The 24651-nt window shown below is 61.7% G+C and carries 25 protein-coding genes and 1 pseudogene; 7 read left to right on the top strand and 19 right to left on the bottom strand.

The window, feature by feature from the left end; translation table 11 throughout:
* Window positions 1-90: 90 nt before the first annotated feature.
* From AC3ISR_RS27785 to exbB, 6 genes are all read right to left on the bottom strand, one after another.
* Window positions 91-1491: an aminoacyl-tRNA deacylase and HDOD domain-containing protein gene (locus AC3ISR_RS27785; RefSeq protein ID WP_192298020.1), complete on the bottom strand. Its 1401-nt coding sequence runs from the start codon at window positions 1489-1491 to the stop codon at window positions 91-93.
* Between the two features lie 77 nt (window positions 1492-1568).
* The gene (recG, locus tag AC3ISR_RS27780) at window positions 1569-3644 is read right to left on the bottom strand and encodes an ATP-dependent DNA helicase RecG (RefSeq protein ID WP_463983692.1); all 2076 of its coding nucleotides are present in this window, start codon (window positions 3642-3644) and stop codon (window positions 1569-1571) included.
* 8 nt (window positions 3645-3652) lie between these two features.
* Window positions 3653-4573 carry a hydrogen peroxide-inducible genes activator gene (locus tag AC3ISR_RS27775; RefSeq protein WP_226454684.1) on the bottom strand — a complete coding sequence of 307 codons (921 nt, stop codon included), beginning with the start codon at window positions 4571-4573 and terminating at the stop codon, window positions 3653-3655.
* Window positions 4574-4823: 250 nt separating this feature from the next.
* Window positions 4824-5570: a TonB family protein gene (locus tag AC3ISR_RS27770; protein WP_192298017.1), complete on the bottom strand. Its 747-nt coding sequence runs from the start codon at window positions 5568-5570 to the stop codon at window positions 4824-4826.
* Window positions 5567-5992: a TonB system transport protein ExbD gene (gene exbD / locus AC3ISR_RS27765; RefSeq protein ID WP_017735752.1), complete on the bottom strand. Its 426-nt coding sequence runs from the start codon at window positions 5990-5992 to the stop codon at window positions 5567-5569. Before exbD ends, AC3ISR_RS27770 begins: the two co-directional genes overlap by 4 nt.
* Before the next feature lie 6 nt (window positions 5993-5998).
* Window positions 5999-6964 (bottom strand): tonB-system energizer ExbB, encoded by a 966-nt coding sequence (gene exbB, locus AC3ISR_RS27760; protein WP_192298016.1) that lies wholly within the window; start codon window positions 6962-6964, stop codon window positions 5999-6001.
* Between the two features lie 189 nt (window positions 6965-7153).
* Here exbB and AC3ISR_RS27755 point away from each other — a divergent pair, with 189 nt between their 5' ends.
* A complete protein-coding gene (locus AC3ISR_RS27755; RefSeq protein WP_192298015.1) occupies window positions 7154-8005 on the top strand; it encodes an SDR family oxidoreductase in 852 nt (283 codons plus the stop codon).
* 124 nt (window positions 8006-8129) lie between these two features.
* Here AC3ISR_RS27755 and AC3ISR_RS27750 read toward each other — a convergent pair whose 3' ends face one another.
* The 6 genes from AC3ISR_RS27750 to AC3ISR_RS27725 all read right to left on the bottom strand — a co-directional run bounded on the left by AC3ISR_RS27750 (window position 8130) and on the right by AC3ISR_RS27725 (window position 13425).
* Complete coding sequence (locus tag AC3ISR_RS27750) at window positions 8130-8873, bottom strand: hypothetical protein (RefSeq protein ID WP_192298014.1); 744 nt, start codon at window positions 8871-8873, stop codon at window positions 8130-8132.
* A gap of 55 nt (window positions 8874-8928) precedes the next feature.
* Entirely contained in the window at window positions 8929-9309 is a 381-nt protein-coding gene (locus AC3ISR_RS27745) for a RidA family protein (RefSeq protein ID WP_003176922.1), read from the bottom strand.
* A 24-nt stretch (window positions 9310-9333) separates the two neighbouring features.
* Complete coding sequence (gene spoT / locus AC3ISR_RS27740; protein ID WP_056860838.1) at window positions 9334-11439, bottom strand: bifunctional GTP diphosphokinase/guanosine-3',5'-bis pyrophosphate 3'-pyrophosphohydrolase; 2106 nt, start codon at window positions 11437-11439, stop codon at window positions 9334-9336.
* Window positions 11440-11499: 60 nt separating this feature from the next.
* Window positions 11500-11763, bottom strand: coding sequence for a DNA-directed RNA polymerase subunit omega (gene rpoZ / locus AC3ISR_RS27735; protein ID WP_003176920.1), 264 nt, complete (start codon window positions 11761-11763; stop codon window positions 11500-11502).
* 167 nt (window positions 11764-11930) lie between these two features.
* Window positions 11931-12551, bottom strand: coding sequence for a guanylate kinase (gene gmk, locus AC3ISR_RS27730; protein WP_192298013.1), 621 nt, complete (start codon window positions 12549-12551; stop codon window positions 11931-11933).
* A 10-nt stretch (window positions 12552-12561) separates the two neighbouring features.
* Window positions 12562-13425, bottom strand: a complete 864-nt coding sequence (locus tag AC3ISR_RS27725) for a YicC/YloC family endoribonuclease (RefSeq protein ID WP_192298012.1) — start codon at window positions 13423-13425, stop codon at window positions 12562-12564.
* 197 nt (window positions 13426-13622) lie between these two features.
* Between AC3ISR_RS27725 and rph the strand changes: the two genes are divergently transcribed.
* On the top strand, window positions 13623-14345 hold the full coding sequence (rph, locus tag AC3ISR_RS27720; protein ID WP_017735760.1) for a ribonuclease PH: 723 nt from the start codon (window positions 13623-13625) through the stop codon (window positions 14343-14345).
* Window positions 14346-14367: 22 nt separating this feature from the next.
* Window positions 14368-14736, top strand: a complete 369-nt coding sequence (locus tag AC3ISR_RS27715; RefSeq protein ID WP_192298011.1) for a DUF4870 domain-containing protein — start codon at window positions 14368-14370, stop codon at window positions 14734-14736.
* A gap of 58 nt (window positions 14737-14794) precedes the next feature.
* On the opposite strand, the gene crc is transcribed toward AC3ISR_RS27715, so the two are convergent.
* Complete coding sequence (crc, locus tag AC3ISR_RS27710; protein WP_003195493.1) at window positions 14795-15574, bottom strand: catabolite repression control protein Crc; 780 nt, start codon at window positions 15572-15574, stop codon at window positions 14795-14797.
* An 82-nt stretch (window positions 15575-15656) separates the two neighbouring features.
* On the opposite strand from crc, the gene pyrE reads away from it, so the two are divergent.
* Entirely contained in the window at window positions 15657-16301 is a 645-nt protein-coding gene (gene pyrE, locus AC3ISR_RS27705; protein WP_028618476.1) for an orotate phosphoribosyltransferase, read from the top strand.
* Between the two features lie 186 nt (window positions 16302-16487).
* On the opposite strand, the gene argB is transcribed toward pyrE, so the two are convergent.
* From argB to coaBC, 4 genes and pseudogenes are all read right to left on the bottom strand, one after another.
* On the bottom strand, window positions 16488-17393 hold the full coding sequence (gene argB, locus AC3ISR_RS27700) for an acetylglutamate kinase (protein WP_017735763.1): 906 nt from the start codon (window positions 17391-17393) through the stop codon (window positions 16488-16490).
* Window positions 17394-17414: 21 nt separating this feature from the next.
* A pseudogene (locus AC3ISR_RS27695) lies at window positions 17415-18830 on the bottom strand (phosphomannomutase/phosphoglucomutase); the annotation flags it as partial.
* 246 nt (window positions 18831-19076) lie between these two features.
* A complete protein-coding gene (gene dut, locus AC3ISR_RS27690; RefSeq protein ID WP_192298009.1) occupies window positions 19077-19532 on the bottom strand; it encodes a dUTP diphosphatase in 456 nt (151 codons plus the stop codon).
* 5 nt (window positions 19533-19537) lie between these two features.
* The gene (coaBC, locus tag AC3ISR_RS27685; RefSeq protein ID WP_192298008.1) at window positions 19538-20746 is read right to left on the bottom strand and encodes a bifunctional phosphopantothenoylcysteine decarboxylase/phosphopantothenate--cysteine ligase CoaBC; all 1209 of its coding nucleotides are present in this window, start codon (window positions 20744-20746) and stop codon (window positions 19538-19540) included.
* 157 nt (window positions 20747-20903) lie between these two features.
* Here coaBC and radC point away from each other — a divergent pair, with 157 nt between their 5' ends.
* The gene (gene radC, locus AC3ISR_RS27680) at window positions 20904-21578 is read left to right on the top strand and encodes a RadC family protein (RefSeq protein WP_463983691.1); all 675 of its coding nucleotides are present in this window, start codon (window positions 20904-20906) and stop codon (window positions 21576-21578) included.
* Window positions 21579-21607: 29 nt separating this feature from the next.
* On the opposite strand, the gene AC3ISR_RS27675 is transcribed toward radC, so the two are convergent.
* Window positions 21608-23200 (bottom strand): ABC transporter substrate-binding protein, encoded by a 1593-nt coding sequence (locus AC3ISR_RS27675; RefSeq protein WP_463983690.1) that lies wholly within the window; start codon window positions 23198-23200, stop codon window positions 21608-21610.
* A 458-nt stretch (window positions 23201-23658) separates the two neighbouring features.
* Between AC3ISR_RS27675 and rpmB the strand changes: the two genes are divergently transcribed.
* The gene (gene rpmB, locus AC3ISR_RS27670; RefSeq protein WP_003176907.1) at window positions 23659-23892 is read left to right on the top strand and encodes a 50S ribosomal protein L28; all 234 of its coding nucleotides are present in this window, start codon (window positions 23659-23661) and stop codon (window positions 23890-23892) included.
* 11 nt (window positions 23893-23903) lie between these two features.
* Window positions 23904-24059, top strand: coding sequence for a 50S ribosomal protein L33 (rpmG, locus tag AC3ISR_RS27665; protein WP_003176906.1), 156 nt, complete (start codon window positions 23904-23906; stop codon window positions 24057-24059).
* A gap of 71 nt (window positions 24060-24130) precedes the next feature.
* Here the strand turns inward: rpmG and AC3ISR_RS27660 are convergent, their stop codons facing one another.
* Window positions 24131-24493, bottom strand: coding sequence for a cupin domain-containing protein (locus tag AC3ISR_RS27660; protein WP_192298005.1), 363 nt, complete (start codon window positions 24491-24493; stop codon window positions 24131-24133).
* Window positions 24494-24651 lie beyond the last annotated feature (158 nt).

The raw sequence follows: 24651 nt of genomic DNA, 5'->3' as shown, positions 1-24651 counted from the left end.
CGCTCCCACATTCGACCGCATTCTCATGTTGGAACTCGGTCAACTGTGGGAGCGGGCTTGCTCGCGAAAGCGGTCTGACAGGCTACAGAGTCAGGGCTGGCTGAACTGTGAGGCCAGTTCGCGCAACAGCACCTCGGCATCCAACACCTTGCCCACCACTTCCTCCGCCTTGTCCCGGGTCAGTCCCAGGCGCTCAAGCAGTTCGTCGGGAATGGCCTCGTCCGGCCCGGAACCGATGCCTCGGCTGCGCAGCAAGCGCACGGCCAGGCACACCAGGTTCGGATACTCGGCGTACTGACCGTCATAGGTCGGGTCGTGCTGGAAGCGCAGGGCGGTGGACAGTTCGTCCGGCATGTCCCAGTAGCGCATCAGCCAGGCGCCGATCTGCTCGCGGCTGATGCCCAGCAGGTGCTGTTCCACGTAGCTGTGGCATAGGTGCGGGTTGACCTCCAGGTGCCGGCAGATCAACGAGAAGTGCGGCGGGAACACGTGGGCCAGCAGCAGGTAACCGAAGTTGTGCAGCAAGCCGGCCAGGTAGGTCAGGCCGGCTTCCGGGCGCTGGGCGCGCGGCATGGCGCGGGTCAGGCCTTCGATCACGGCGGCGGTGTAGATCGACTGGTGCCAGTACGGCGTGGCCTGGTGCGGGTGGTCCTTGGGCAGGCTCAGGGTCTTGCCCAGGGCCAGGCCCAGTGCCAGGTTGATCACCAGGTCGAAGCCCAGCACGCGCACGATGGCGTCTTCCACCGAGCGGATCTTGCCCGGCGAAGCGTAGTACGGCGACGCGGCCCAGCTCACCACCTGGGCGGCCAGGGCCGGGTCGGTTTCCACTACGCCCGTGATGTCATCGATGGTGGCGTTGGGGTCGACGCGCAGCTTGATGATCTTTTGCGCGGTGTCGGCCAGCGGCGGGATCTCAAGGGTCGCTTCCAGGCGCTGCTGGATACGGCGGGCGGTGAACGCCTGCATCGCCTGGGTGATTTCCTCACGGTCATCATTGGGGCGGTCGAGGTTCGGCCGGATGTTGCTCAGGGGTTCGCCGAACTGCGCGGCGCTGGCCTTGGTGAGCATGCTCTTGAAGTGTTCGCTGGCGATCTCCAGCAGCAACCCGGCTTCACCCGAATGCACCAGCAGGTTCGGCTCGTTGAGCAGGCTGCCTTCGTACAGGCACGGCGAGCTGGTCAGTGCCGGCAGGCCGGGCAACAGGCTCAGGTCGTGCTTGCCGAGCATGCGCGCGACGCGATCCGGCGCCACGGCCGTGAGGCGGCGGCCGGTGAGTTCGGCGAGGCGGTTGAGGTCGAGCAGTTGGTTCTGCGGGAACAGCACCATCAGAGCGCCCACGGCATCTTCCAACAACACCGCCTGGACCTTGCGCGCAGGGTTCAAGCCAAGGTGTTCGGTGACTTCCGTGTAGGGGATGGCGAGTTTGGCGAGCAGCGCCTGAATGACCGGCGGAGTGGTCAGTGGGGCTGTGGCGTGGGCAACTTCTGACATGGCCTGATCCAATTTCTTACAGTCGTTGGAGTATAACCAGCTTGATACACATGGGGGTCGTATAAGTGCGCGCAGCGTCACACTTGGCCGTATTGCTGCCCATGTCGGAGCCAGCGGTCCAGCAATGGGCTGACATGTTCCGGCCAACGCTCCAGCAAGGCTTGCGCCGCATCACGCACGGCGGGTAGCAGGTCGGCGTCGCGCATCAGGTCGGCGACCTTGAATTGCAGCAGGCCGGTCTGGCGCGTGCCGAGCATTTCCCCGGGGCCACGCAGTTCGAGGTCTTTTTCGGCGATGACAAAACCGTCGTTGGTCTCGCGCATGATGCCCAGGCGCTGGCGGCCGATCTGTGACAGCGGCGGGTGGTACAGCAATACGCAATGGCTGGCGGCGCTGCCCCGGCCGACGCGGCCGCGCAGTTGGTGCAGTTGGGCCAGGCCCAGGCGCTCGGGGTTTTCGATGATCATCAGGCTGGCGTTGGGCACGTCCACCCCGACTTCGATCACCGTGGTGGCGACCAGCAGTTGCAGGTTGCCGGCCTTGAACTCGGCCATCACCGCGGCTTTTTCCGCGGGTTTCATGCGGCCATGGATCAGTCCGACCTTGAGCTCGCCGAGGGCGCTGGTGAGGTCTTCATAGGTGGTTTCGGCGGCCTGGCAGGTCAGCTCTTCGGACTCTTCGATCAGCGTGCACACCCAGTACGCCTGGCGGCCTTCGGCGCAGGCGCCGCGCACGCGCTCGATCACTTCGACGCGGCGGGTGTCGGTGACCAGCACGGTGTTGACCGGGGTACGGCCGGGGGGCAGTTCGTCGAGGATCGAGGTGTCGAGGTCGGCGTAGGCGCTCATCGCCAGGGTGCGTGGAATCGGCGTGGCGGTCATGATCAACTGGTGCGGATTCATGCGCCCGCCCACGCCTTTCTGGCGCAGGGCCAGGCGTTGCTGCACGCCGAAGCGGTGCTGTTCGTCGATGATCACCAGGGCGAGGTTCTTGAACTGCACTTCGTCCTGGAACAGCGCGTGGGTGCCGACCACCATCGGTGCGCCGCCGGCGATCTGCTCCAGCGCCGCGGCGCGGTTCTTGCCCTTGAGCTTGCCGGCCAGCCATGCCACTTCCAGGCCCAGGGGTTCAAGCCAGCGCTTGAAGGTGATGAAGTGCTGCTCGGCGAGGATCTCGGTAGGGGCCATCAACGCGACCTGGTAGCCGGCTTCCAGCGCCTGCAAGGCCGCGAGGGCGGCGACCACGGTCTTGCCCGCGCCGACGTCGCCCTGGATCAGGCGCAGCATCGGTTCTTGCTGGCTGAGGTCGTAGGCGATTTCATTGCCGACGCGCTGCTGGGCTCCGGTCGGGGTGAAGCCGAGGTTGGCCAGGTATTGCGCAGGCAACCTGGTGGCCTTGGGCATCGCCGGTGCGCGCGCCGAGCGCATGCTTTCGCGCAGGCGTTGCTGGGACAGCTGGTGTGTCAGCAGTTCTTCGAAGGCCAGGCGGTGCTGGGCCCAGTGGTGACCAAGGGCCAGCTCATCGACATCGGCGTCGGCGGGCGGGTGATGCAGATAGCGGATCGCATCGTCCAGCGGCGCCAGTTGATAGTCGCGGGCCAGCTCCAGCGGCAGCCAGTCGGGCAGGCTTTTCGGGCCGAGCAGGGTCAGGGTCTGCGTGCACAACTGGCGCAGGCGCTGTTGGGTCAGGCCTTCGGTGAGCGGGTAGATCGGGGTGAGGGTGGTGTCCACCGGAGGCGGCTCGTCGCCGGTGATGGCCCGGTACTCCGGGTGGTAGATCTCCAGGCCGGATGCACCGGGCCGCGCTTCGCCGTAGCAGCGCACGCGGGTGCCGCGCTTGAGACCTTCCTTCTGCGCATTGCTGAAATGATAGAAGCGCAGGCTCAGGCCGCCGGTGCCATCCTGCAAGCGCACCACCAGGCTGCGGCGCTTGCCCATCACCACGTCGGCGCCGCTGACGGTGCCTTCGACCACCGCGTCCTGCCCTGGGCGTAAATGGCCGATGGGCACCACGCGGGTGCGGTCCTGGTAGCGCAGGGGCAGGTGGAAGAGCACGTCCTGGAGATTCTCCAGGCCGACCTTGGCCAGTTTTTCGGCCATGGCTTCACCGACACCCTTGAGTGCCGTCACCGATACCTGCGACAGCTCAGTCATACGGTTACTTAGCTCGCAACAGGCGGCTTGGCCACCGAACACAGGCGGATCGAGTCGGCGAGGATCTCAATGGCCTTTGGCCGTGGGAAGCTGGCGCGCCAGGCAATCGCTACGGTGCGAAATGGCACCGGCGGCGTCAGTGGGCGCACTTCGATCACGCCGGGGGCGTAGTGATGGCTGTCGACTGCCGACAGCGGCAGGATCGAGATGCCCAGGCCGGAGGCGACCATGTGGCGGATGGTTTCCAGGGAGCTGGATTCCACGGTGGTGTGTTTGGCGCCGTCGTTGCCTTTGGTCAGGGTCGGGCAGGCTTCCAATACTTGATCGCGGAAACAGTGGCCTTCACCAAGCAGCAGCAGGCTCTTGTCGTTGAGCAGGGCGGCGTCGATGGTGTCTTTTTTGGTCCAGGGGTGGTCGGCGGGCATCAACACCTGGAATGGCTCGTCGTAGAGCGGCAGGGTCAGCACGTCGGCCTCGTTGAATGGCAGGGCGATGATGATCGCGTCCAGCTCGCCGTTGCGCAGTTTGTCGCGCAGCACGTGGGTGAAATTTTCTTCGATATACAGCGGCATCTGCGGCGCGACGCGGTGCAGTTGCGGGATCAGGTGCGGGAACAGATACGGGCCGACGGTGTAGATGGCGCCGACTTTGAGCGGGGCGGTCAGCTGGTTTTTACCGGCTTGGGCCAGCTCGCGGATGCTTTGCGCCTGCTCCAGGACTTTTTGCGCCTGGGCCACGATGCCTTCGCCCACGGGCGTGAGGCGCACGGCGCTTTTGCTGCGCTCGAAAATCAGCACACCGAGTTCGTCTTCAAGCTTTTTCACGCCCACCGACAGCGTCGGCTGGCTGACATGGCAACGCTCGGCCGCATGGCCAAAGTGCTGCTCTTGGGCGAGGGTCACGATGTAGCGTAATTCTGTAAGAGTCATAGCGGGCGTCCATGAGGTTGCGGGCCAAGCATACCGGCTGCAATCGATAGACACACGTTATCAGAAGTTTGCTGGGGATTGAGCGGGGAATGCCGGGGATTTTGTGGGAAAGAGACTTTATGCAGCGATGAAATAAAATGTGGGAGCGGGCTTGCTCGCGAAAACGGTGTGTCAGTGATGAATGTATCAACTGACACACCGTTTTCGCGAGCAAGCCCGCTCCCACATAGGCCGCGCTTGCGCGCGGTATTTAGCGGCGCTTTTCGATGTTGTACACGAACGGTGCAACGATCTCGATGGTGCCACCTTTGAGCATGTCGCTTGGCGGCTTGGGCAACGGTTGGGCACGACGGATCATGTCCAGGGTCGCACGGTCCAGGTCGGCGTTGCCGGAGCGGCCTACCAACTCGTAGGACAGCACATTGCCGTCTGCATCCACCACGAACTTCAGGCGGTTCAGGCCTTCCTTGCCACGGGCCTGGGCGCCGGGCGGGTACTTCTTGTACTTCTGCAGGTGCGCCAGCAGGGTGCCTTCCCAGGATGCCTTGGCGGCAATCTGTTGTGGCGACGGGCCGGGCACGGGCTGGGCCGATTTTTCAGCCGGTGCCTGGGTCGGTGGAGCGTCGCTCGGCGGCTCTTCGGAAGGCTTCTCCTTGACCGGCTCGACCTTTTTCTCCACCGGCTTGGGCGGCTGCGGTTTTGGTTTGGGCTTGACCGGCTTGGGCACCTGGATTGTCGGCTTGGGTGCCTCGGCCAGTTTCGGCAATGGCAGCTCTTCCACCGGCGCTGGCGGTTGCGGCGGCGTGATCACCTTCGGCGGAGCCGGCGGTGGCGGCGCGGGCATCGGCGCCAGGTCGATGACCATGGCAGCCGGCGGCAACTGGACCGTATGCGGCGCGGACCATTGAAGCGCGATGATGATCGCGACGGCATGCACGCCCAGCACGACAGCGAGGCTTGTGCCATACCGCGTCAGTTTGTGGCGCGTCGTGATCATTTCTTGGCTGCCGTCTCAAGTCCGACCAGGCCTACCTTGAGGTAGCCGGCTGCCCGCAGGGCATCCATCACGCTCATCAGGTCGCCGTAGTCCACGCCCTTGTCGGCCTGGAAGAAGATCGTCGTGTCTTTCTTGCCCTGGGTCTTGGCGTCGAGCACCTGGCCGAGGGTTTCGGATTTGACTTCTTCTTCGCCCAGGAACAGACGCTGATCCGCCTTGACGCTGAGGAACACCGGTTTCTCTGGCCGTGGCGCTGGTTTGGCGCTGGAGGCGGGCAGGTCGACCTTGATGTCCACAGTTGCCAACGGTGCCGCCACCATGAAGATGATCAGCAGCACCAGCATCACGTCGATAAACGGCGTGACGTTGATTTCGTGGTTCTCGACGAGTTCGTCGTCGCCTTGATTCAAATGCAGGCCCATGGCCGATTACCCCACTTTCACCATGTGCGGTTGCGAGCTGCGCTCGGTAGGCAGGTGATCGAGGTCGCGGCTGACCAGCAGCAGGACTTCTGCCGACGCGTCGGATACCTGGGCCTTGTAGCCGGCAATCGAACGGGCGAAGACGTTGTAGATCACTACCGCAGGAATCGCTGCAACCAGGCCCAGGGCGGTGGCCAGCAGGGCTTCGGCGATGCCCGGGGCAACGACGGCGAGGTTGGTGGTCTGGGTTTTGGCGATGCCGATGAAGCTGTTCATGATGCCCCACACGGTGCCGAACAGGCCGACGAACGGTGCGGTGGAACCGATGGTTGCCAGCACGCCGGTGCCGCTGCTCATGTTACGGCCGCAGGCCGCAACCAGGCGCTCGAGGCGGAAAGCCACACGTTCCTTGATGCCTTCTTTTTCGCGGGTGTTGGCCGACAGGCGCATTTCTTCCAGCGCGTCGTGCACCAGAGTGTTGGCCAGGGTGCCCTTCTTGGTCGCGCTTTCGCTGGCTTCCTTTAGGGTGGTGGCTTTTTTCAGGTGGACGATTTCAGCGCGCAGACGACGCTTGGCGCCCAGCAGCTCGAAGCCTTTGGCGATCCAGATGGTCCAGGTGATGATCGAGGCGATGGCCAGGCCGATCATCACGGCTTTCACCACTACGTCAGCGTTCTGGTACATGCCCCATGGGGACAGGTCGTGGGCCATGCCCAGGGTGTTGTCTTCTTCCAGGACCACGCCGGTTTCGTCGGCGGGTGCAGGTGCAGGTGCTGCAGCCAGGGCCGGATCGGTGGCGGCCGGCGCGGCGGCAGGCGCCGCAGTGCTGTGCTCGGCAGCAGCTGGAGCGGCCGGCGCGGTGGCATCGGCGAATGCTACGGTCGGTGCCAGCAGGACGCTGAGCATCAGCGCGGCAATCGCGCGCCAGGCGCGGGACGTGGTTGGCGAAGCGGGGTTTGTATTACGTGTCATGCTGGCCGGACCTGAGAAGAAAAAGTGGGTGATCGTCCTTCCAGACCCGGGGGGGCCGAGGACAAATGGGCGGTTATTATTGCAAGTAATTCTTGTTAACAGAAGTAATACAGTAACTTTATTTGTGCTTTTTCTGGCCGCCGGTCTGCTGCGAGGGCTAATCTAGACCTTTCAGTACGGAGTTTTGTGATGTCTGCGCCTTCTGTTGTGATTGCCGGTTGCGGCGATGTGGGTAGTCGGCTGGCTAGCCAATTGCTGGCCTCGGGATGGGAGGTTCATGGCCTGCGTCGCGATATTTCGCGCCTGCCCGAGGGCGTCATTGGCATCGCCGGCGACCTGTTCAGCAAGGACTGTCCGGACACCTGGCCGATCGGCGGGGTGGATTACCTGGTGTATTGCGCAGCCGCGACCGACCACGACGAGGCCGGGTATCGCGCGGCTTACGTGCAGGGCTTGAAGCATGTGCTGGAGTGGCTGGACGACTACGGCCAGGCGCCGAAGCACCTGCTGTTTGTATCCAGCAGCAGTGTGTATGGGCAGCAGAACGGTGAGTGGGTCGACGAAACATCCGATACCCAGGCCAAGGGCTATTCCGGTCAGGTGATGCTGGAAGCCGAGCAAGTCGCGCTCAATAGCGGCATCCCGGCGAGCGTCGTGCGGCTGACCGGTATCTATGGCCCTGGGCGTGAATGGTTGCTGACCCAGGTGCGCCAAGGCTATCGCGTGGCAATCGACCCACCTTTATATGGCAACCGTATTCATGCGGACGACGCCGCAGGCTTGCTGGCGTTTTTGCTGCGGCATGTGGAGCAGGGCGGGCAGTTGGACAAGGTGTACATCGGCGTCGATGACGCGCCGGCGCCGTTGGCCGAGGTGGTGGATTGGTTGCGCGGGTATCTGGGTGTGACGGAGTGGGCGGACGATGCGAGCGTGCGGCGGGCGGGGAGCAAGCAGTGCAGCAATGCGCGGGTGAGGGCTCTGGGCTGGAAGCCAACTTATCCGAGCTATCGCGAAGGTTATGCGGCGATTCTCAAGGGCTGAAATGCGGTCAAAAATGTGGGAGCGGGCTTGCTCGCGAATGGGGTGTTTCAGAAGCACATTCAGTGACTGACACTCCGCATTCGCGAGCAAGCCCGCTCCCACATTTATATTAGCGTGAGGCTGGCTATTGCTTTTCAAGCAACCATTGGCGCGGGCCCGGGGTGAACTGAGGCACTTCATCGGCCTGCGCAGTATTCACCGCCTGGAAGATTTCCAGCTGCCCACCCTTGCGCACGAATATCCACGGGTTGCCCTGGCCGTTCAGTTGCAGCCAGATGCTGTCGTAGCCGCCGCTCATCGATGCGCAGTCACCCGCCAGGCACAGCGAGTACTGGTCCGCATTCGGCAGGCCGACCACCTTGCCGTTGGCCTGGAACTGCACGATGGCGCCATTGCCGAAGCCGTCGGTGATCTTCCAGTCGCCGCCCAGGTAAGCGGCATATAGCGCCCGTTCGAAGTTGGCGCCCAGTGGGGCACCGTCCGGGGCGGGGTCTTTGGCGCGGGCGAACAGTTGCTCGGGCTCATTGTCGTTGGCCGCTTGCAGCAGTTGCTTGCCTTTGCGCTTGAGTTCGGTGGCGGAGCTGCCGTAGAAATCCACGCGCCATATGCCGGATTGTTCACCCAGCAACTTGCCTTCCGCTACTTCAAAACCGTTGTAGTAGCGTGCCTGGCCAGCCTTGGTGTTGACCTCCCATTCGAGGTTCGGGCCAAAGCTTTGCAGGGCTTCACGCAAAGGGCCGCCCTTGGCCGCTGCATCGATGGCGACCTGGTTGATCCAGGTGCCGCTCACATCGAGGTCGGCGGGGTTGCTGGCGCAGCCGCCGAGCAGCAGGGTGAGCAATGAAGAGGCTACAAGCGCTTTGCGCATTACGAAATCCTTCTGAAACAAAGTCGGCGCAGCCCGTGAGGCTGCGCCGGGTGTTTTACTCGATGACCAGAATCGCGTCCATCTCAACCTGCGCACCCTTTGGCAGGGCGGCTACGCCGATGGCGGCGCGGGCTGGGTAGGGTTGTTCGAAGTATTTGCCCATGATCTCGTTGACCTTGGCGAAGTGGCTCAGGTCGGTGAGGAAGATGTTCAGCTTGACGATGTCCTTGAACGAACCGCCGGCCGCTTCAGCCACGGACTTGAGGTTTTCGAAGACCTGCACGGTCTGTGCTTCGAAGCCTTCCACCAGTTCCATGGTCTTTGGGTCCAGCGGGATCTGGCCGGACATGTAGACGGTGTTGCCCGCCTTGATGGCCTGGGAGTAAGTGCCGATGGCGGCTGGGGCCTTGTCGCTGGTGATAACAGTCTTGGTCATGAGTGACTCCTTGTAAGAGACAGGTTATGCACGCATGCGGGTGATGCGGATCACTCCGGTCAGGGCGCGCAGTTTCTTGATCACGCGGGCCAGGTGCACACGGTCGTGCACGCTGACTACCAGCTGGACCACGCTGATGCGACCATCGCGTTCGTCCATGCTGATTTTCTCGATATTGCCATCGGCCGCATTGACGCTGCTGGCCAGCAAGGCGATCAGGCCGCGCTGGTGTTCCAGTTCGACGCGCAGCTCGACGTTGAATTCGCCGGTAACATCCTTGGCCCACGACAGCTGGATGCATTTTTCCGGGTTGTGGCGGATCTCGGTGATGTTGCGGCAGTTGTCCAGGTGCACCACCATGCCTTTGCCCGCCGACAGGTGCCCGACAATCGGGTCGCCCGGGATCGGCGTGCAGCACTTGGCGTAGCTGAGCACCAGGCCTTCGGTGCCGCGAATCGCCAGCGGGCCTTCGGGGCTTGGCAGTTGTTCGCCTTCGCCAAGCAGGCGGCGGGCGACCACGTAGGCCATGCGGTTGCCCAGGCCGATGTCTTCCAGCAAGTCTTCGATGGTTTCCTGGCGGTACTCGTGGAGCATCGCCTGCACGCGTTCGGCCGGGATCTTGTCGAGGGCGCTGTCGAAACCGTTGAGCACCTTGTTCAGCAGGCGCTCGCCGAGGCTGATGGACTCGGAACGACGTTGCAGCTTGAGGGCGTGCCGGATGTGGGTGCGCGCCTTGCCGGTGACCACGAAGTTGAGCCAGGCCGGGTTCGGGCGGGCGCCCGGTGCGCTGACGATCTCGACCGTGGAGCCGCTTTGCAGTGGCTCGGACAGCGGTGCGAGACGACGATTGATCCGACAGGCAATGCAGCTGTTGCCCACGTCGGTGTGCACGGCATAGGCAAAGTCGACCGCCGTGGAGCCCTTGGGCAGCTCCATGATCCGGCCTTTGGGTGTGAACACGTAGACCTCGTCCGGGAACAGGTCGATCTTCACGCTTTCGATGAATTCGAGGGAGTTGCCGGCACGTTGCTGCATTTCCAGCACGCCTTTGACCCACTGGCGCGCGCGGGCATGGGTGCCCTTCGGCTGCTCGTCGCCGCTGGACTTGTACAGCCAGTGGGCGGCAATGCCGTTGTTGGCCATCTCTTCCATTTCGCGGGTGCGGATCTGGATCTCGATCGGCACGCCATGCATACCGAACAGCGTGGTATGCAGCGACTGATAGCCGTTGGCCTTGGGAATCGCGATGTAGTCCTTGAAGCGGCCCGGCAGGGGCTTGTACAAATTATGTACAGCGCCCAGCACGCGGTAGCAGGTGTCGACCTTGTCGACGATGATCCGGAACGCATACACGTCCATGATCTCGTTGAAGGCCCGGCGCTTGCCGCGCATCTTCTTGTAGATGCCGTAGATGTGTTTCTGCCGGCCGCTGACTTCGCCCTCGATCTCATCGATCGCCAGGCAATGGCTCAGGGACTCTTCGATCTTGTTGACGATTTCCTTGCGGTTGCCCCGGGCGCGCTTGACCGCCTGGTAGATGCGCGCCGAACGCATCGGGTGCATGGCCTTGAAGCCGAGGTCTTCGAATTCGATACGAATGGCGTGCATGCCCAGCCGGTTGGCGATGGGCGCGTAGATTTCCAGGGTTTCCTTGGCGATGCGCCGGCGTTTTTCGCCGGACAGCACTTCCAGCGTGCGCATGTTGTGCAGCCGGTCGGCCAGCTTGACCAGGATCACCCGGATGTCGCGGGCCATGGCCATGGCCATCTTCTGGAAGTTTTCCGCCTGGGCTTCGGCCTTGGTCTCGAAGTTCATCTGGGTCAGTTTGCTGACCCCGTCGACCAGTTCGGCCACGGTTTCGCCAAATTGCGCGCTGAGCGCTTCCTTGGCGATGCCGGTGTCTTCGATCACGTCATGCAGCATCGCGGCCATCAGGCTCTGATGGTCCATGTGCATGTCGGCAAGAATGTTTGCCACCGCAAGAGGATGGGTGACATACGCCTCGCCACTGCGGCGGCGTTGGCCGTCATGGGCTTGTTCGGCGTAGAAATACGCTCGGCGGACCAGGTTGACCTGGTCTGGGCCGAGGTAGGCCGATAAGCGATCGGCGAGGGCGTCTATGCTCGGCAAAGTGTTAACTCCTGCCGATGGCTGTGACCCCGCGCCGTGCTACGTCGACCAGGCATAGGCTTAGACGGCCTCGTTGGACTCGTCCTCGAACGCTGCAAACAGCGGTTCGTCTTCAACGATTTCAGCGTTGGCGATGAACTCGTAGCTCATCAGGCCTTCAGCGATTTCACGCAGGGCTACAACGGTAGGCTTGTCGTTTTCCCACTGGACCAGTGGCTCTTTGCCGCCAGTGGCCAGTTGACGGGCACGCTTGGTAGAGAGCATGACCAGCTCAAAGCGGTTATCCACGTGTTCTAGGCAGTCTTCAACGGTTACGCGGGCCATGGTATTCCTCGGAGCGAATGCAAGATGCGCGCTGCCCGGTTGGGCGAGCGGACTGAACAGTTTAAAAAATCACCAGCGTTTAGGGAAGCGCTGATTTTTCGCGAGCCTTCGTAAAACCGCCGCAAGTGCCAATGTAAAGCCCTTGCAGCGGTTTTGGGAAGAGCCAATCAGCCGAGCAGTTCAGCCAATAATTTGCCGAAACGCTGCTGTTGACGCTTTTGCTGGAGCTGATTGGTGCGGAAAATCGCCTTCAAATCATCCAGCGCGTGGGAAAAGTCGTCGTTGATGATCAGGTAGTCGTAGTCGACGTAGTGGCTCATTTCGCTGACGGCTTCACGCATGCGGCCTTCGATGATCTCGTCGCTGTCCTGGCCACGGTTGGTCAGGCGCTGGTGCAAGGCGTCGAGGGATGGCGGCAGGATGAAGATCGAGCGCGCCTGGGGCATCAGCTTGCGTACTTGCTCGGCGCCCTGCCAGTCGATTTCCAGGATCAGGTCGTGGCCTTCGTCCAGGGTCTGCTGCAGGTGGCTTTGCGAGGTGCCGTAGAGGTTGCCGAAGACTTCGGCGCGCTCGAGGAAGTCGCCGTGTTCGATCATCTTGACGAACTCGGTGCGCTCGACGAAGTGATAGTGGACGCCGTTCACCTCTCCCGGGCGCATGGCGCGGGTGGTGTGGGAGACCGAGATGCGGATCTGCGCGTCAGCGTCGGTCAGGGCCTTGACCAGGCTGCTCTTGCCCGCGCCCGAAGGAGCGGAAATGATGTAAAGGGTGCCAGTGCTGTGGGTCATGGAAGTTGCCTTACTCAATATTCTGTACTTGTTCGCGCATCTGCTCGATCAACACTTTAAGGTTGACCGCCGCTTGTGTGCTGCGCGGATCGAACGCCTTGGAGCCCAGTGTATTGGCTTCCCGGTTGAGTTCCTGCATCAGGAAGTCCAGGCGCCGACCGGCGGCGCCGGCGGACTTGAGCACGCGGCGCACTTCAAGGATGTGGGTGCTCAGGCGGTCGAGCTCTTCGGCGACGTCGCTCTTTTGCGCCAGCAGCACCATTTCCTGCTCCAGGCGCGTCGGGTCGAGGTCGGCTTTCATGTCGGTGAAGCGATCGAGGACCTTCTGGCGTTGGGTCGCCAGCATCTGCGGTACCAGCTCGCGCAGGGTGACCACGTCTTCTTCGATCGACGTCAGGCGTTCGTTGATCAAACGGGCCAGTTCGGCGCCTTCACGCTCGCGGCCGGCTTTCAGCTCCTTCAAGCCCTGGTTGAACAGGGCGAGGGCTTCGGCGTTGAGGGCTTGCGGGTCGCTGGCGTCGGCCACCAGCACGCCGGGCCAGGCCAGGACTTCCAGGGGGTTCAGCGCGGCGGGTTGCTTGATCAGGCCGGCGATGGTCTCGGCGGCGGCGACCAGTTGCGCGGCGCGGTCGCGGTCCACCTGCAGCGGCTTGCCGGTGGTTTCCTCGGTAAAACGCAGGGTGCATTCCAGCTTGCCGCGGGAGATGCCCTGGCGCAGTGCTTCACGGACGGCGCCTTCGAGGTCGCGGAACGATTCCGGCAGGCGCAGGTGCGGCTCCAGGTAGCGGCTGTTGACCGAGCGCAGTTCCCAGCTCAGGGTGCCTTGGACGCCGGCTTTTTCGACGCGGGCGAAGGCGGTCATGCTGTGCACCATGGAGGTACCTCGCGTTGCAGCCCGTGTACACGGGCTGATGGTTAAGAAGGCGCAGGATTGTAGCGCAGTGGGGCGAGCGCGCCCAAACAATGGGCGACGGCCCGAGCATTCGTAAGCGAATTTTTTAGGCGTGCCCCGAATCGGTTCGCGGCTCTATAATGTCCGGCAGTTTTTCGTCCTCTGTACAGGTATCCCCTATGAAACGTCCAAGTGGTCGCGTTGCCGATCAGCTCCGCTCGATCCGCATCACCCGCAACTACACCAAACACGCCGAGGGTTCTGTACTGGTCGAGTTTGGCGATACCAAGGTGATCTGCACCGTCAGCGTCGAAAACGGCGTGCCACGTTTCCTCAAGGGCCAGGGCCAGGGTTGGTTGACTGCCGAGTACGGCATGCTGCCGCGCGCCACCGGCGAGCGTAACCAGCGTGAAGCCAGCCGTGGCAAGCAAGGCGGGCGCACCCTGGAGATCCAGCGCCTGATCGGCCGTTCCCTGCGCGCGGCGCTGGACATGTCCAAGCTGGGCGATGTGACCCTGTACGTCGACTGCGACGTTATCCAGGCTGACGGCGGCACCCGCACGGCATCCATCACCGGCGCCATGGTGGCCCTGGTTGATGCACTCAAAGTGATCAAGAAGCGTGGCGGCCTGAAAGGTGGCGACCCGCTCAAGCAAATGATCGCCGCCGTATCGGTGGGCATGTACCAGGGCGAGCCTGTACTGGACCTGGACTACCTGGAAGACTCGGCTGCCGAGACCGACCTGAACGTGGTGATGACCAGCACCGGTGGTTTCATCGAAGTGCAGGGCACCGCCGAAGGCGCGCCATTCCAGCCGGCCGAGCTGAACGCCATGCTGGCCCTGGCCCAGAAGGGCATGACCGAGATCTTCGAACTGCAGAACGCCGCACTGGCTGACTGAACCCGTCTCAAGGAGAAGCGCCATGAATGACAACCAAGTGCCGGTACCTACGCCTTCCTACGAAGTGCGCCAAGGCGCGATGTTGTGCCATCTCGCGGCGTTTCTGGGGTTTATATTCCCCTTCGGCAGCGTCGTGGGGCCGCTGATCCTGTGGCAGATGAAGAAGGAGTTGGACCCGTTCATTGATGATCAGGGCAAGGAGGCGCTGAATTTCCAGATCACCGTGGCCATCGCCTGGATTGTTTGCATCGTGTTGGCTTTTGCGGTCATCGGGTTTTTCCTGATGACGGCGCTGGCCATCGCCGGTGTGGCGCTGACGATCATCGGTGCGATCAAGGCCAACAAGGGCATCGCCTACCGCTATCCCTTGACCTGGCGCCTGATCAAATAATGAACGCCCACAAAAAAACCGACAGCGATGTCGGTTTTTTTGTGCCTGGAAAAAGACCTTAGATGGTCAGTGTCCAGTCGTAGTCCACGATCAGCGGCGCGTGCTGCGAGAAGCGCGGCTGGCGCGGCAAGCGTGCGCTGCGAACAAACCGGCGCAGGCCAGGGGTCAGCAACTGGTAGTCGAAACGCCAGCCCAGGTTGAGCATCTCGGCCTGTTCGTTGTCTGGCCACCAGCTGTACTGGTCGCCTTCGCGGCTGACTTCGCGCAGGGCATCGACATAACCCATGTTGCCGACAATCTCGTCCATCCAGGCCCGCTCCGGCGCCAGGAAGCCCGGGGATTGCTGGCTGTCACGCCAGTTCTTGATATCCAGCTTCTGTTGCGCCACGTACAGCGAGCCACAATAAATGTACTCGCGACGTTTGCGTCGCTGTTTATCCAGGTAACGGGCGAAATCGTCCATTAGCTTGAACTTCTGGTTCAAGTCTTCATCGCCGTTCTGCCCCGAAGGAAGCAGCAAGGTCGCGATGCTGACCTTGTCGAAATCGGCTTGCAGGTAGCGCCCGTAGCGGTCGGCTGTCTCGAAGCCGAGGCCGCTGATGACCGCCTTGGGTTGCAACCGCGAGTACAAAGCCACGCCACCTTGGGTGGGCACTTCGGCATCGCAGGCATAAAGGAAGTAGCCATCCAGTTGGAAGGCTGGGTCGTCCAGTTCAAAGGCGGAGGCGCGGGTGTCCTGCAGGCAGATGACGTCGGCATTCTGGGCTTGCAGCCAACTGAGCAAACCACGCTCGACTGCAGCCTGAATACCATTAACGTTCACACTGATGATCCGCATAAATGGCCCCAAAAATCGCGTGCGTGTATGATACACGCCGTCTACCTAATTAGCTAAATCCGTGGTATCTGAGGCTTTTTTCATGCAGGCGTATCAACGCGATTTCATTCGTTTTGCCATCGATCGCGGCGTTTTGCGCTTCGGTGAGTTCACTTTGAAGTCCGGGCGCACCAGTCCGTACTTCTTCAATGCAGGCTTGTTCAACTCGGGCTCGGCCCTGGCGCAATTGGGTCGTTTCTACGCAGCGGCCATCGTTGAAAGCGGTATTTCCTTTGATGTGCTGTTTGGCCCAGCCTACAAGGGCATTCCCTTGGCGGCCGCTACGGCCGTGGCGTTGGCGGAGCATCATGGGCAGGATCTGCCTTGGTGCTTCAACCGTAAAGAGGCCAAGGCGCACGGCGAAGGCGGCAGCCTGGTCGGGGCGCCGCTCAAGGGTGACGTGCTGATCATCGACGACGTGATCACCGCTGGCACCGCCATCCGCGAAGTGATGCAGATCATCGCTTCCCAGGACGGCGCCAAGGCCGCTGGCGTGCTGATCGCGCTGAACCGCCAGGAGCGTGGCAACGGTGAATTGTCGGCGATCCAGGAAGTGGAGCGCGATTTCGGCATTCCGGTGGTGAGCATCGTGTCGCTGAACCAGGTGCTGCAGTTCCTGGAAGATGATCCGCAGCTCAAGCAGCATTTGCCGGCGGTGCGTGCATATCGCGAGCAGTTTGGCGTCTGACGCAGTAAGTCTGTGGGAGCGGGCTTGCTCGCGAATACGGTGTTTCAGAAACATATCTGCTGACTGACACTCCGCTTTCGCGAGCAAGCCCGCTCCCACAAGGGGATCTCCATTGGTCTGCAGGTTCAGCGCACATAAAAAAGGCCCCGCTCAATCAGATTGAGCGGGGCCTTTTGTTTGTAGCGTTTAAGGACGCTTGCGGTTACTGATCAGTGTGCCCACACCGGTATCGGTGAAGATTTCCAGGAGGATTGCATTCGGAACCCGGCCGTCGAGGATCAGCGAGCTGCCCACGCCACCTTGCACCGCTTCCAGTGCGCAACGGATCTTCGGCAGCATGCCGCCGTAGATGGTGCCATCGGCGATCAACTCGTCCACTTGTTGCGTGGTCAAGCCGGTCAACACCTTGCCTTCCTTGTCCATCAGGCCGGCGATGTTGGTCAGCAGCATCAGCTTTTCAGCCTTCAGCGCTTCCGCCACCTTGCCTGCTACCAGGTCGGCGTTGATGTTGTAGGACTCGCCGTTGGCGCCCACTCCGATAGGCGCGATCACCGGGATGAAGTCACCCTTGACCAGCAGGTTCAGCAGGTCGGTGTTGATACCGATCACTTCGCCCACCTGGCCGATGTCGATGATTTCCGGCTGGGTCATTTCCGGCGTCTGACGGGTGACTGTCAGTTTTTTCGCGCGGATCAGTTCCGCGTCCTTGCCGGTCAAGCCAATGGCGCTGCCGCCGTGGCGGTTGATCAGGTTTACGATGTCCTTGTTCACCTGGCCACCGAGGACCATTTCCACCACGTCCATGGTCTGTGCGTCAGTCACGCGCATGCCATCGATGAAATGACTCTCGATCGACAAGCGCTTGAGCAGGTCGCCGATCTGCGGGCCTCCACCGTGGACCACCACCGGGTTGATCCCCACGGCTTTCATCAACACGATGTCACGGGCAAAGCCGGTTTTCAGCTCTTCGCTTTCCATGGCATTGCCGCCGTATTTGATCACCAGCGTCTTGCCGACGTAGCGTCGAATGTAAGGCAACGCTTCGGAAAGGACCTTGGCGGTGTTGGCAGCGGCTTCGCGTTCGAGGGTCATTCAGGGCTCCGGTGCAAAAAATCAGAACGGTAATTGGAGATCAGGGGCAACACGTTTCAACTGGGCGTGGAACACGTCCTTGATGCGCTGCAACTCAGCCTCGGTATCCGCCTCGAAACGCAGGACCAGCACCGGTGTGGTGTTGGACGCGCGAACCAGGCCCCAGCCTTTGGCGTAATCGACTCGCACACCATCAATGGTGGTCAGGTTGGCGCCTTCGCCCCATTGCGCATCGTGCAGTGCGTCAATGATGCTGAATTTGCTCTCCTCGGTCACATGGATATTGATCTCTGGCGTAGAAATATCATTCGGGAAGGTCTCAAACAGCTCTTGGGCCGTGGATTTCTCCTTGCTGAGGATCTCCAGCAGACGAGCGGCGCTGTAAATGCCGTCGTCAAAACCGAACCAGCGTTCCTTGAAGAACACGTGACCGCTCATTTCGCCGGCCAACAGGGCGCCGGTTTCCTTCATTTTCTTTTTGATCAACGAGTGGCCGGTCTTCCACATTAGCGGGCGACCGCCATATTCCTTGATCAGCGGGGTGAGGCGGCGGGTGCACTTGACGTCGAAGATGATCTCGGCGTTGGGGTTGCGCGCCACCACGTCACGGGCGAACAGCATCAGCAGGCGGTCTGGGAACACGATCTCGCCGGTTTCGGTCACTACGCCGACGCGGTCACCGTCGCCGTCGAAGGCCAGGCCGACATCAGCCCCGGTTTCCTTGACCTTGACGATCAGGTCCACCAGGTTTTCGGGCTTGCCCGGGTCCGGGTGGTGGTTGGGGAAGTGGCCGTCGACTTCGCAGAACAGCGGGATCACTTCGCAGTTCAGCGCTTCGAGCAGTTGCGGTGCGATCACGCCGGCCGCGCCGTTGCCGCAGTCCACGACCACTTTGAGGCGGCGGGCGAGCTTGACGTCGCGGGTGATTTCATCGGCGTAGCGCGGCAGGATGTCGACCTTGGTGATGCTGCCTTTGCCGCTGCTCAGGTCGTTGGTCTTCAGGCGTGTGTGCAGGGCCTGGATCTGTTCGTTGGCCAGGGTGTCGCCAGCGATGACAATCTTGAAGCCGTTGTAGTCCGACGGGTTATGGCTGCCGGTGAGCATCACCCCGGACTTGCCGGCCAGGACGTTGGCGGCGTAGTAGAGCGCCGGTGTTGGCACCAGGCCGACGTCGCTGACGTGGCAACCACTGTCGGCCAGCCCCTGGATCAGTTGCTCCACCAACTCCGGGCCAGACAGGCGGCCGTCACGGCCAACCGAGACATTGGGCTCATCCTGCGCCAGGCTTTGGGCGCCAATGGCGCGGCCGATCCAGTAGGCGGTTTCGGCGGTCAGGGTCTTGGGCACTACGCCACGAATGTCGTAGGCGCGAAAGATGCTGTCGGGGAATGTCGGGGCTACTCGGGCTGCGGTACTCATCGCGGGGGGAAACTCCATCTGAAAGGGGCAAGGCTGGCCGTAAAGCGGCTGACCGGCAGGCTCAAACTGAAGGGTATGACGGCTTTTTCGGCAGAGAGTTCGTGGTGCAAAAGTGCCATCGGAGCAGTCGCTCCGTGCTTCCTTGTGCGTAATCTGTTGATTTAACTCGTGAAATCCCGCTGATTAGGTCCGCGCATTCTTCATCCCGAAAAGCCATGCGGTGGCATCGAACCGGGCTGGGCTGCCCGGTTTGATTCAGCGTAGTCAGTGGCTGCCAGAATGGCCAAAGCCGCCTGCGCCACGTTGTGTTTCAGCAAATTCCGTAACCAGTTCGAAGTGCGCCTGCACCACCGGCACCAGCACCAACTGCGCGATGCGCTCGCCGACGGCGATGTTGAACGCGGTCTGGCCACGGTTCCAGCACGACACCATCAACTCGCCCTGGTAGTCCGAGTCGATCAGGCCGACCAGGTTGCCCAGCACGATCCCGTGTTTATGGCCCAGGCCCGAGCGCGGCAGAACCAGCGCGGCCAGGCCCGGATCGCCGATGTAGATCGACAGGCCGGTGGGAATCAGGACGGTCTGGCCCGGTTCAAGGACGGTGTCTTCCTTGAGCATGGCGCGCAGGTCCAGGCCGGCGGAGCCTTCGGTGGCGTAGGCCGGCAGTGGGAAGTCGGTGCCGATGCGGGGGTCGAGGATCTTGGCTTGCAAAGCGTGCATGGAAATTAAACCTGGTTCAGCCGTTGGGCGATAAATGAGATCAGTTGGCGGGCAATCTTGCCTTTGCTGGTCTGGGCGAAAAGGGTGGCGTGCAGCTCGCGGTCGATCACGCTGCAGGCGTTTTCCTCACTGTTGAAGCCGATGCTCGGGTTGGCGACATCGTTGGCAACGATCAGGTCGAGGTTTTTGTCTTTCAATTTGCGCGAAGCATAGTCCAGCAGGTGCTCGGTCTCGGCGGCGAAACCGACGCTGAACGGACGGTCCGGACGGGTGGCGATGGTGGCCAGGATGTCTGGGTTGCGCACCATTTGCAGGAGCAGGCCGTCACCGCTCGTAGGGTCTTTCTTGAGCTTTTGCGGGGCGACGACTTCCGGGCGGTAATCCGCAACCGCTGCCGAGGCGATAAACAGGTCGCACGGAATCGCCGCTTCACAGGCCGCAAGCATGTCCCGTGCGCTGACGACGTCGATTCGCGTGACGCGATCGGGGGTCGGCAAATGCACCGGGCCGGTGATCAGGGTGACGCGTGCGCCTGCCTCGACCGCCGCTTCCGCCAAGGCAAAGCCCATTTTTCCTGAGCTATGGTTGGTGATGTAGCGCACCGGGTCGATGTTTTCCTGGGTCGGCCCGGCGGTGATCAGCACGTGCTTGCCGGTCAGGGCCAGGTGTTGGAAGCACTCCGCGGCGCACAACGCCAGGTCGGTGGCTTCAAGCATGCGACCCATGCCGACGTCACCGCAGGCCTGGCTGCCGGAGGCCGGGCCGAACACCTTGAGGCCACGGCTTTGCAGGAGTTGGGTGTTGGCCTGGGTGGCCGGGTCGCGCCACATGGCCTGGTTCATGGCCGGGGCAATGGCGACGGTGGCGTCGGTGGCCAGTACCAGGGTGGTCAGCAGGTCATCGGCGATGCCTTGGGCCAGGCGGGCGATCAGGTCGGCGGTGGCCGGGGCGATCAGTACCAGGTCCGCCCATTTGGCCAGCTCGATGTGGCCCATGGCGGCTTCGGCGGCCGGGTCCAGCAGGTCCAGGTGAACCGGGTGGCCGGACAGCGCCTGCATGGTCAGAGGGGTAATGAACTCACTGCCACCGCGGGTCATGACCACGCGCACTTCGGCGCCCTGGTCCAGGAGCCTGCGAACCAGTTCTGCGCTCTTGTAGGCGGCAATGCCGCCGCCGACGCCGAGAACGATGCGTTTCCGATACAGACGCTGCATTGGTTTGCCTTTCCAGTTCAGTGATGCCAGTTCAGTGACGCCTGCGATACCCCCTCCCCAGGGGAAATCACATGCAAAAAAGAGGGCTTACGATAACACAGCGTCCGCCAGGCAACAGCGGCGTGCATGCCATGGCGCTTACGAAGAGGGAGGTGGGATGAGTATTCGCGATTGGCCTGCGGCGGAGCGGCCACGGGAGAAACTGTTGGAATGGGGGGCGAAGAGCCTTTCGGATGCCGAGTTGCTGGCGATCTTCCTGCGCACGGGGGTTTCCGGCAGAAGTGCGGTGGACCTGGCGCGCCATTTGCTGACGCAATTTGGCGGTCTGCGCCCACTGTTGGAGGCCAGTCAGAGCTTGTTCAGCCAGCATCTGGGCTTGGGGCCGGCCAAGTTTGCGCAGTTGCAGGCGGTGCTCGAAATGTCCCGGCGGCACCTGGCAGAGCGTTTGCGCAGTGACTCGGTGCTGGAAAGCCCGGTAGCGGTACGTGATTACCTCAAGGCGCTATTGCGGCATGAGCCCCATGAGGTTTTCGGCTGCCTGTTCCTCGACTCGAAGCATCGGGTGCTGGGGTTCGAGGCGTTGTCCCAGGGCACTATCGACACCGCCGTGGTTTATCCGCGGCAAGTGGTCAAGCGTGCCCTGGCATACAACGCCGCGGCCTTGATCCTGTGTCACAACCACCCTTCCGGCAGCCTTGAGCCCAGTGCAGCTGATCGAAAATTGACCAAGTTGCTGCAAAAGGCCCTGGAAGTGGTGGACGTGCGGGTACTCGATCACATCATCGTGGGGGACGGGGACCCCTTGTCGATGGCGGAATACGGCTGGATGTAGACCCGCCCCATGGGGGGCGGGGCGAGTGTTCAGGGCTTGACGCGGACTTTCGAAAAGTCCTGGCGGCCGAACGGGCTCACTTGGTAGCCCTCGACATTCTTGCGTGCCAGGGCAAACGCGGTCGGGTGCGCCAGTGGCAGCCACAGCGCCTGTTGCTGGATCTGCGCCTGGGCCTGCTGGTACAGCTTGCTGCGCACCCCTTGCTCGTTGGTGGTCTTGCCAGCGCTGATCAGCTTGTCGAGGGCAGGGTCGCAGTAACGGGCGAAGTTGGTGCCGGATTTCACTGCGGCGCATGAGAACTGCGGGGTCAGGAAGTTATCCGGGTCGCCATTGTCGCCGGCCCAGCCCATGAACAGCAGGTCGTGCTCACCGGCTTTGGCGCGGCGAATCAGTTCGCCCCATTCGATCACGCGGATCTCGGCCTGGATGCCGACCTTGGCCAGGTCGGCTTGCAGCAATTGCGCACCAAGGTTCGGGTTGGGGTTCAGCAGGCTGCCGGTGGGACGTGTCCAGATGGTGGTCTTGAAGCCGTCCTTGAGCCCGGCGCGGTCCAGCAGGGTCTTGGCTTTGGCGAGGTCCTGTGGATAACCCGGCAGATCCTTGGCGTAGCCCCAGGTATTGGGCGGGTAAGGGCCGTTGGCGGCTTCGGCGGTGCCTTCAAACACGGCCTTGAGGTAGCTGGCCTTGTCGAAGGCGAGGTTGATGGCCTGGCGTACTTCGGGCTTGTCCAGCGGCGGGTGCTGGCTGTTGATGGCAACGAAGGCGGTCATGAAGGCCGGGGTTTTCTCGACCTTCAGCGCAGGGTCCTTTTCGGCCTCACCCACGTCCAGGGGCTTGGGCGACAGGGCGATCTGGCATTCATCGCGGTGCAGTTTCTGCAGGCGTACGTTGGCATCCGGCGTGATGGCGAAGATCAAGTTATCCACAGCGGGTTTGCCGGCGAAATAATCCGGGTTGGCCTTGTAGCGCACCACGGCGTCTTTCTGGAAACGGCTGAAGATGAACGGACCGGTGCCGATGGGCTGGCTGTTGAGCTTCTCCGGCGTACCGGCCTTGAGCAGTTTGTCGGCGTACTCGGCCGGGTAGATCGAGGCAAAACCCATGCTCAGGGCGGCGAGGAAGGTGGAGTCGGCGTGGTCGAGGGTGAAGCGCACGGTGAGTGGGTCGAGGGCGTCGATCTTCTTCACCAGCGCCGGCAGTTGCAGCGATTGCGCGTGGGGGAAGCCGCTCTGGGCAATCTTGTGCCAGGGGTTGGCCGGGTCGAGCATGCGTTCGAAGCTGAAGCGCACATCTTCGGCAGTCAGGGTGCGGCTCGGGGTGAAGTATTCGGTGCGGTGGAATTTCACGTCCGGGTGCAGTTTGAAGGTGTACGTCAGGCCATCTGGCGAGACCTCCCAGCTGTCCGCCAGGCTTGGCACCAGCTTGCCGGCGGCTGCGTCATAGTCCACCAGGCGGTTCATCAGCACGTCGGCCGAGGCATTGGTGGTGGTCAATGAGTTGTACTGCACCACATCGAACCCTTCGGGGCTGGCCTCGGTGCAGACGCTCAAGTTGTTGGCGGCAGTGGCCAGCGGGGCGATAAATAGAGGGGCTAGCAATAGCGGTAGGGCAGCGAGGCGCATGTTCGGTTTCCTTTGCAGATCGAAGGCCCATCTGCGAGTGCAGTCTGGAAAAGGCCTACCGTAGAGGTCTGATTGAAAAATGACTAGTCCATTTTTGCCTGTGCTTTTGCTTCAAATGCTGTTTTCATGGCGCCTCAGCGCGTTTCGCCGAGCACTTCATCGTGCCTGCGGGCGCTGTAAATCATTCTGTGCGACGAGCGGTCGGCTGTGACAGCGGCCCCTCCTGGCAACGGTTCAGGTGTGTTTTGCCTAGATTTACACCGGTAAAAACACACGGGCTGTTGTTGCACCAGGGTCTTTCTGGTATAAAGCAGCGCTCTTTTCTAGGGGCCCGGTTCCTTCGCTTGTAGGTGTAGCCGGTAAGACCCTAAAGAAACGCGGCGCCTGGCGCCAAATGACTGAGAGATTAAGCGGCCAACCCATGCCGGGTTGGGCATGTGGTTTTAGAGGGCTGAGGCATGTCGAGAGTCTGTCAAGTTACCGGTAAGGGTCCGGTGACTGGGAATAACATTTCCCACGCAAATAACAAAACCCGTCGTCGTTTCCTGCCGAACCTGCAGCATCACCGCTTCTGGGTTGAAGAAGAGAAACGTTTTGTTCGCCTGCGTGTATCTGCCAAAGGCATGCGTATCATCGACAAGCGCGGCATCACTGTCGTGCTGGCCGAAATCCGCGCCGCTGGCAAGATCTAAGGAGCTCTATCATGCGTGAATTGATTCGAATGATCTCTAGCGCCGGTACTGGTCACTTCTACACTACCGACAAGAACAAGCGTACTACCCCGGACAAGCTCGAAAAGAAAATGTTCGACCCGCGCGTTCGCAAGCACGTGATCTACAAAGAAGGCAAAATCAAGTAATTGATTTTCCTCCTTGTGAAAAAAAGCCCGTATCTCACGATACGGGCTTTTTTTTGCGCCGGATTTGTTGATCAGGCTTTTTGTTCGAACACCACGTAGATCTTGCGGCACGGCTCCAGTACTTCCCAGGTGCCGCTGAAACCCGCAGGGATCACGAAGCGATCGCCAGCACGCAAGGTCTTGGCGTTGCCGTCGGCATCACGCAGCACCGAAACACCCTGCACAATCTCGCAGTACTCATGCTCGGTGTAATTGACCTTCCACTGTCCGACTTCACCTTCCCAGACGCCGGCACTCATCTGCCCGCATGGGCTGTTGTAGTGGTTGTAGATCGTTTGCTCGGGGTCGCCCTTGAGGACTTTCTCGGCGGCGGGGCGGTAACGGTCGGCGGGGGTCTTGGCTTGGCTGAAGTCGACGATGTCCTGGATGCTCATGTGCGTGTCCCGTCTGGCCTGCGGTGGGGGAGTCCAAAGTCTATGTTTATTAAAATGAACATCGCAAGGGCGTTTGCCGCGCTTATGTCAAATATATTGAAACATCCCCAGCCGCTGGTTTAGGGTGGCAGCTGCCTTGAGCCGAACAGCAGGCTGGC

Source organism: Pseudomonas sp. GL_117, from assembly GCF_057835125.1.
Note: the sequence above shows the minus strand (reverse complement) of the source record. Positions and strands in the feature narration are given on the sequence as shown.

What these genes read in the sequence shown, in the direction of transcription:
- AC3ISR_RS27725 (WP_192298012.1), bottom strand. Translation starts at nt 13,425, where the DNA reads ATGGTGCACAGCATGACCGCCTTCGCCCGCGTCGAAAAAGCCGGCGTC.
- gmk (WP_192298013.1), bottom strand. Translation starts at nt 12,551, where the DNA reads ATGACCCACAGCACTGGCACCCTTTACATCATTTCCGCTCCTTCGGGC.
- AC3ISR_RS27715 (WP_192298011.1), top strand. Translation starts at nt 14,368, where the DNA reads ATGAATGACAACCAAGTGCCGGTACCTACGCCTTCCTACGAAGTGCGC.
- coaBC (WP_192298008.1), bottom strand. Translation starts at nt 20,746, where the DNA reads ATGCAGCGTCTGTATCGGAAACGCATCGTTCTCGGCGTCGGCGGCGGC.
- rpoZ (WP_003176920.1), bottom strand. Translation starts at nt 11,763, where the DNA reads ATGGCCCGCGTAACCGTTGAAGACTGCCTAGAACACGTGGATAACCGC.
- pyrE (WP_028618476.1), top strand. Translation starts at nt 15,657, where the DNA reads ATGCAGGCGTATCAACGCGATTTCATTCGTTTTGCCATCGATCGCGGC.
- AC3ISR_RS27770 (WP_192298017.1), bottom strand. Translation starts at nt 5,570, where the DNA reads ATGATCACGACGCGCCACAAACTGACGCGGTATGGCACAAGCCTCGCT.
- exbB (WP_192298016.1), bottom strand. Translation starts at nt 6,964, where the DNA reads ATGACACGTAATACAAACCCCGCTTCGCCAACCACGTCCCGCGCCTGG.
- AC3ISR_RS27675 (WP_463983690.1), bottom strand. Translation starts at nt 23,200, where the DNA reads ATGCGCCTCGCTGCCCTACCGCTATTGCTAGCCCCTCTATTTATCGCC.
- dut (WP_192298009.1), bottom strand. Translation starts at nt 19,532, where the DNA reads ATGCACGCTTTGCAAGCCAAGATCCTCGACCCCCGCATCGGCACCGAC.
- radC (WP_463983691.1), top strand. Translation starts at nt 20,904, where the DNA reads ATGAGTATTCGCGATTGGCCTGCGGCGGAGCGGCCACGGGAGAAACTG.
- argB (WP_017735763.1), bottom strand. Translation starts at nt 17,393, where the DNA reads ATGACCCTCGAACGCGAAGCCGCTGCCAACACCGCCAAGGTCCTTTCC.
- AC3ISR_RS27745 (WP_003176922.1), bottom strand. Translation starts at nt 9,309, where the DNA reads ATGACCAAGACTGTTATCACCAGCGACAAGGCCCCAGCCGCCATCGGC.
- AC3ISR_RS27775 (WP_226454684.1), bottom strand. Translation starts at nt 4,573, where the DNA reads ATGACTCTTACAGAATTACGCTACATCGTGACCCTCGCCCAAGAGCAG.
- rpmG (WP_003176906.1), top strand. Translation starts at nt 23,904, where the DNA reads ATGCGTGAATTGATTCGAATGATCTCTAGCGCCGGTACTGGTCACTTC.
- rph (WP_017735760.1), top strand. Translation starts at nt 13,623, where the DNA reads ATGAAACGTCCAAGTGGTCGCGTTGCCGATCAGCTCCGCTCGATCCGC.
- recG (WP_463983692.1), bottom strand. Translation starts at nt 3,644, where the DNA reads ATGACTGAGCTGTCGCAGGTATCGGTGACGGCACTCAAGGGTGTCGGT.
- rpmB (WP_003176907.1), top strand. Translation starts at nt 23,659, where the DNA reads ATGTCGAGAGTCTGTCAAGTTACCGGTAAGGGTCCGGTGACTGGGAAT.
- crc (WP_003195493.1), bottom strand. Translation starts at nt 15,574, where the DNA reads ATGCGGATCATCAGTGTGAACGTTAATGGTATTCAGGCTGCAGTCGAG.
- AC3ISR_RS27785 (WP_192298020.1), bottom strand. Translation starts at nt 1,491, where the DNA reads ATGTCAGAAGTTGCCCACGCCACAGCCCCACTGACCACTCCGCCGGTC.
- exbD (WP_017735752.1), bottom strand. Translation starts at nt 5,992, where the DNA reads ATGGGCCTGCATTTGAATCAAGGCGACGACGAACTCGTCGAGAACCAC.
- AC3ISR_RS27660 (WP_192298005.1), bottom strand. Translation starts at nt 24,493, where the DNA reads ATGAGCATCCAGGACATCGTCGACTTCAGCCAAGCCAAGACCCCCGCC.
- AC3ISR_RS27750 (WP_192298014.1), bottom strand. Translation starts at nt 8,873, where the DNA reads ATGCGCAAAGCGCTTGTAGCCTCTTCATTGCTCACCCTGCTGCTCGGC.
- AC3ISR_RS27755 (WP_192298015.1), top strand. Translation starts at nt 7,154, where the DNA reads ATGTCTGCGCCTTCTGTTGTGATTGCCGGTTGCGGCGATGTGGGTAGT.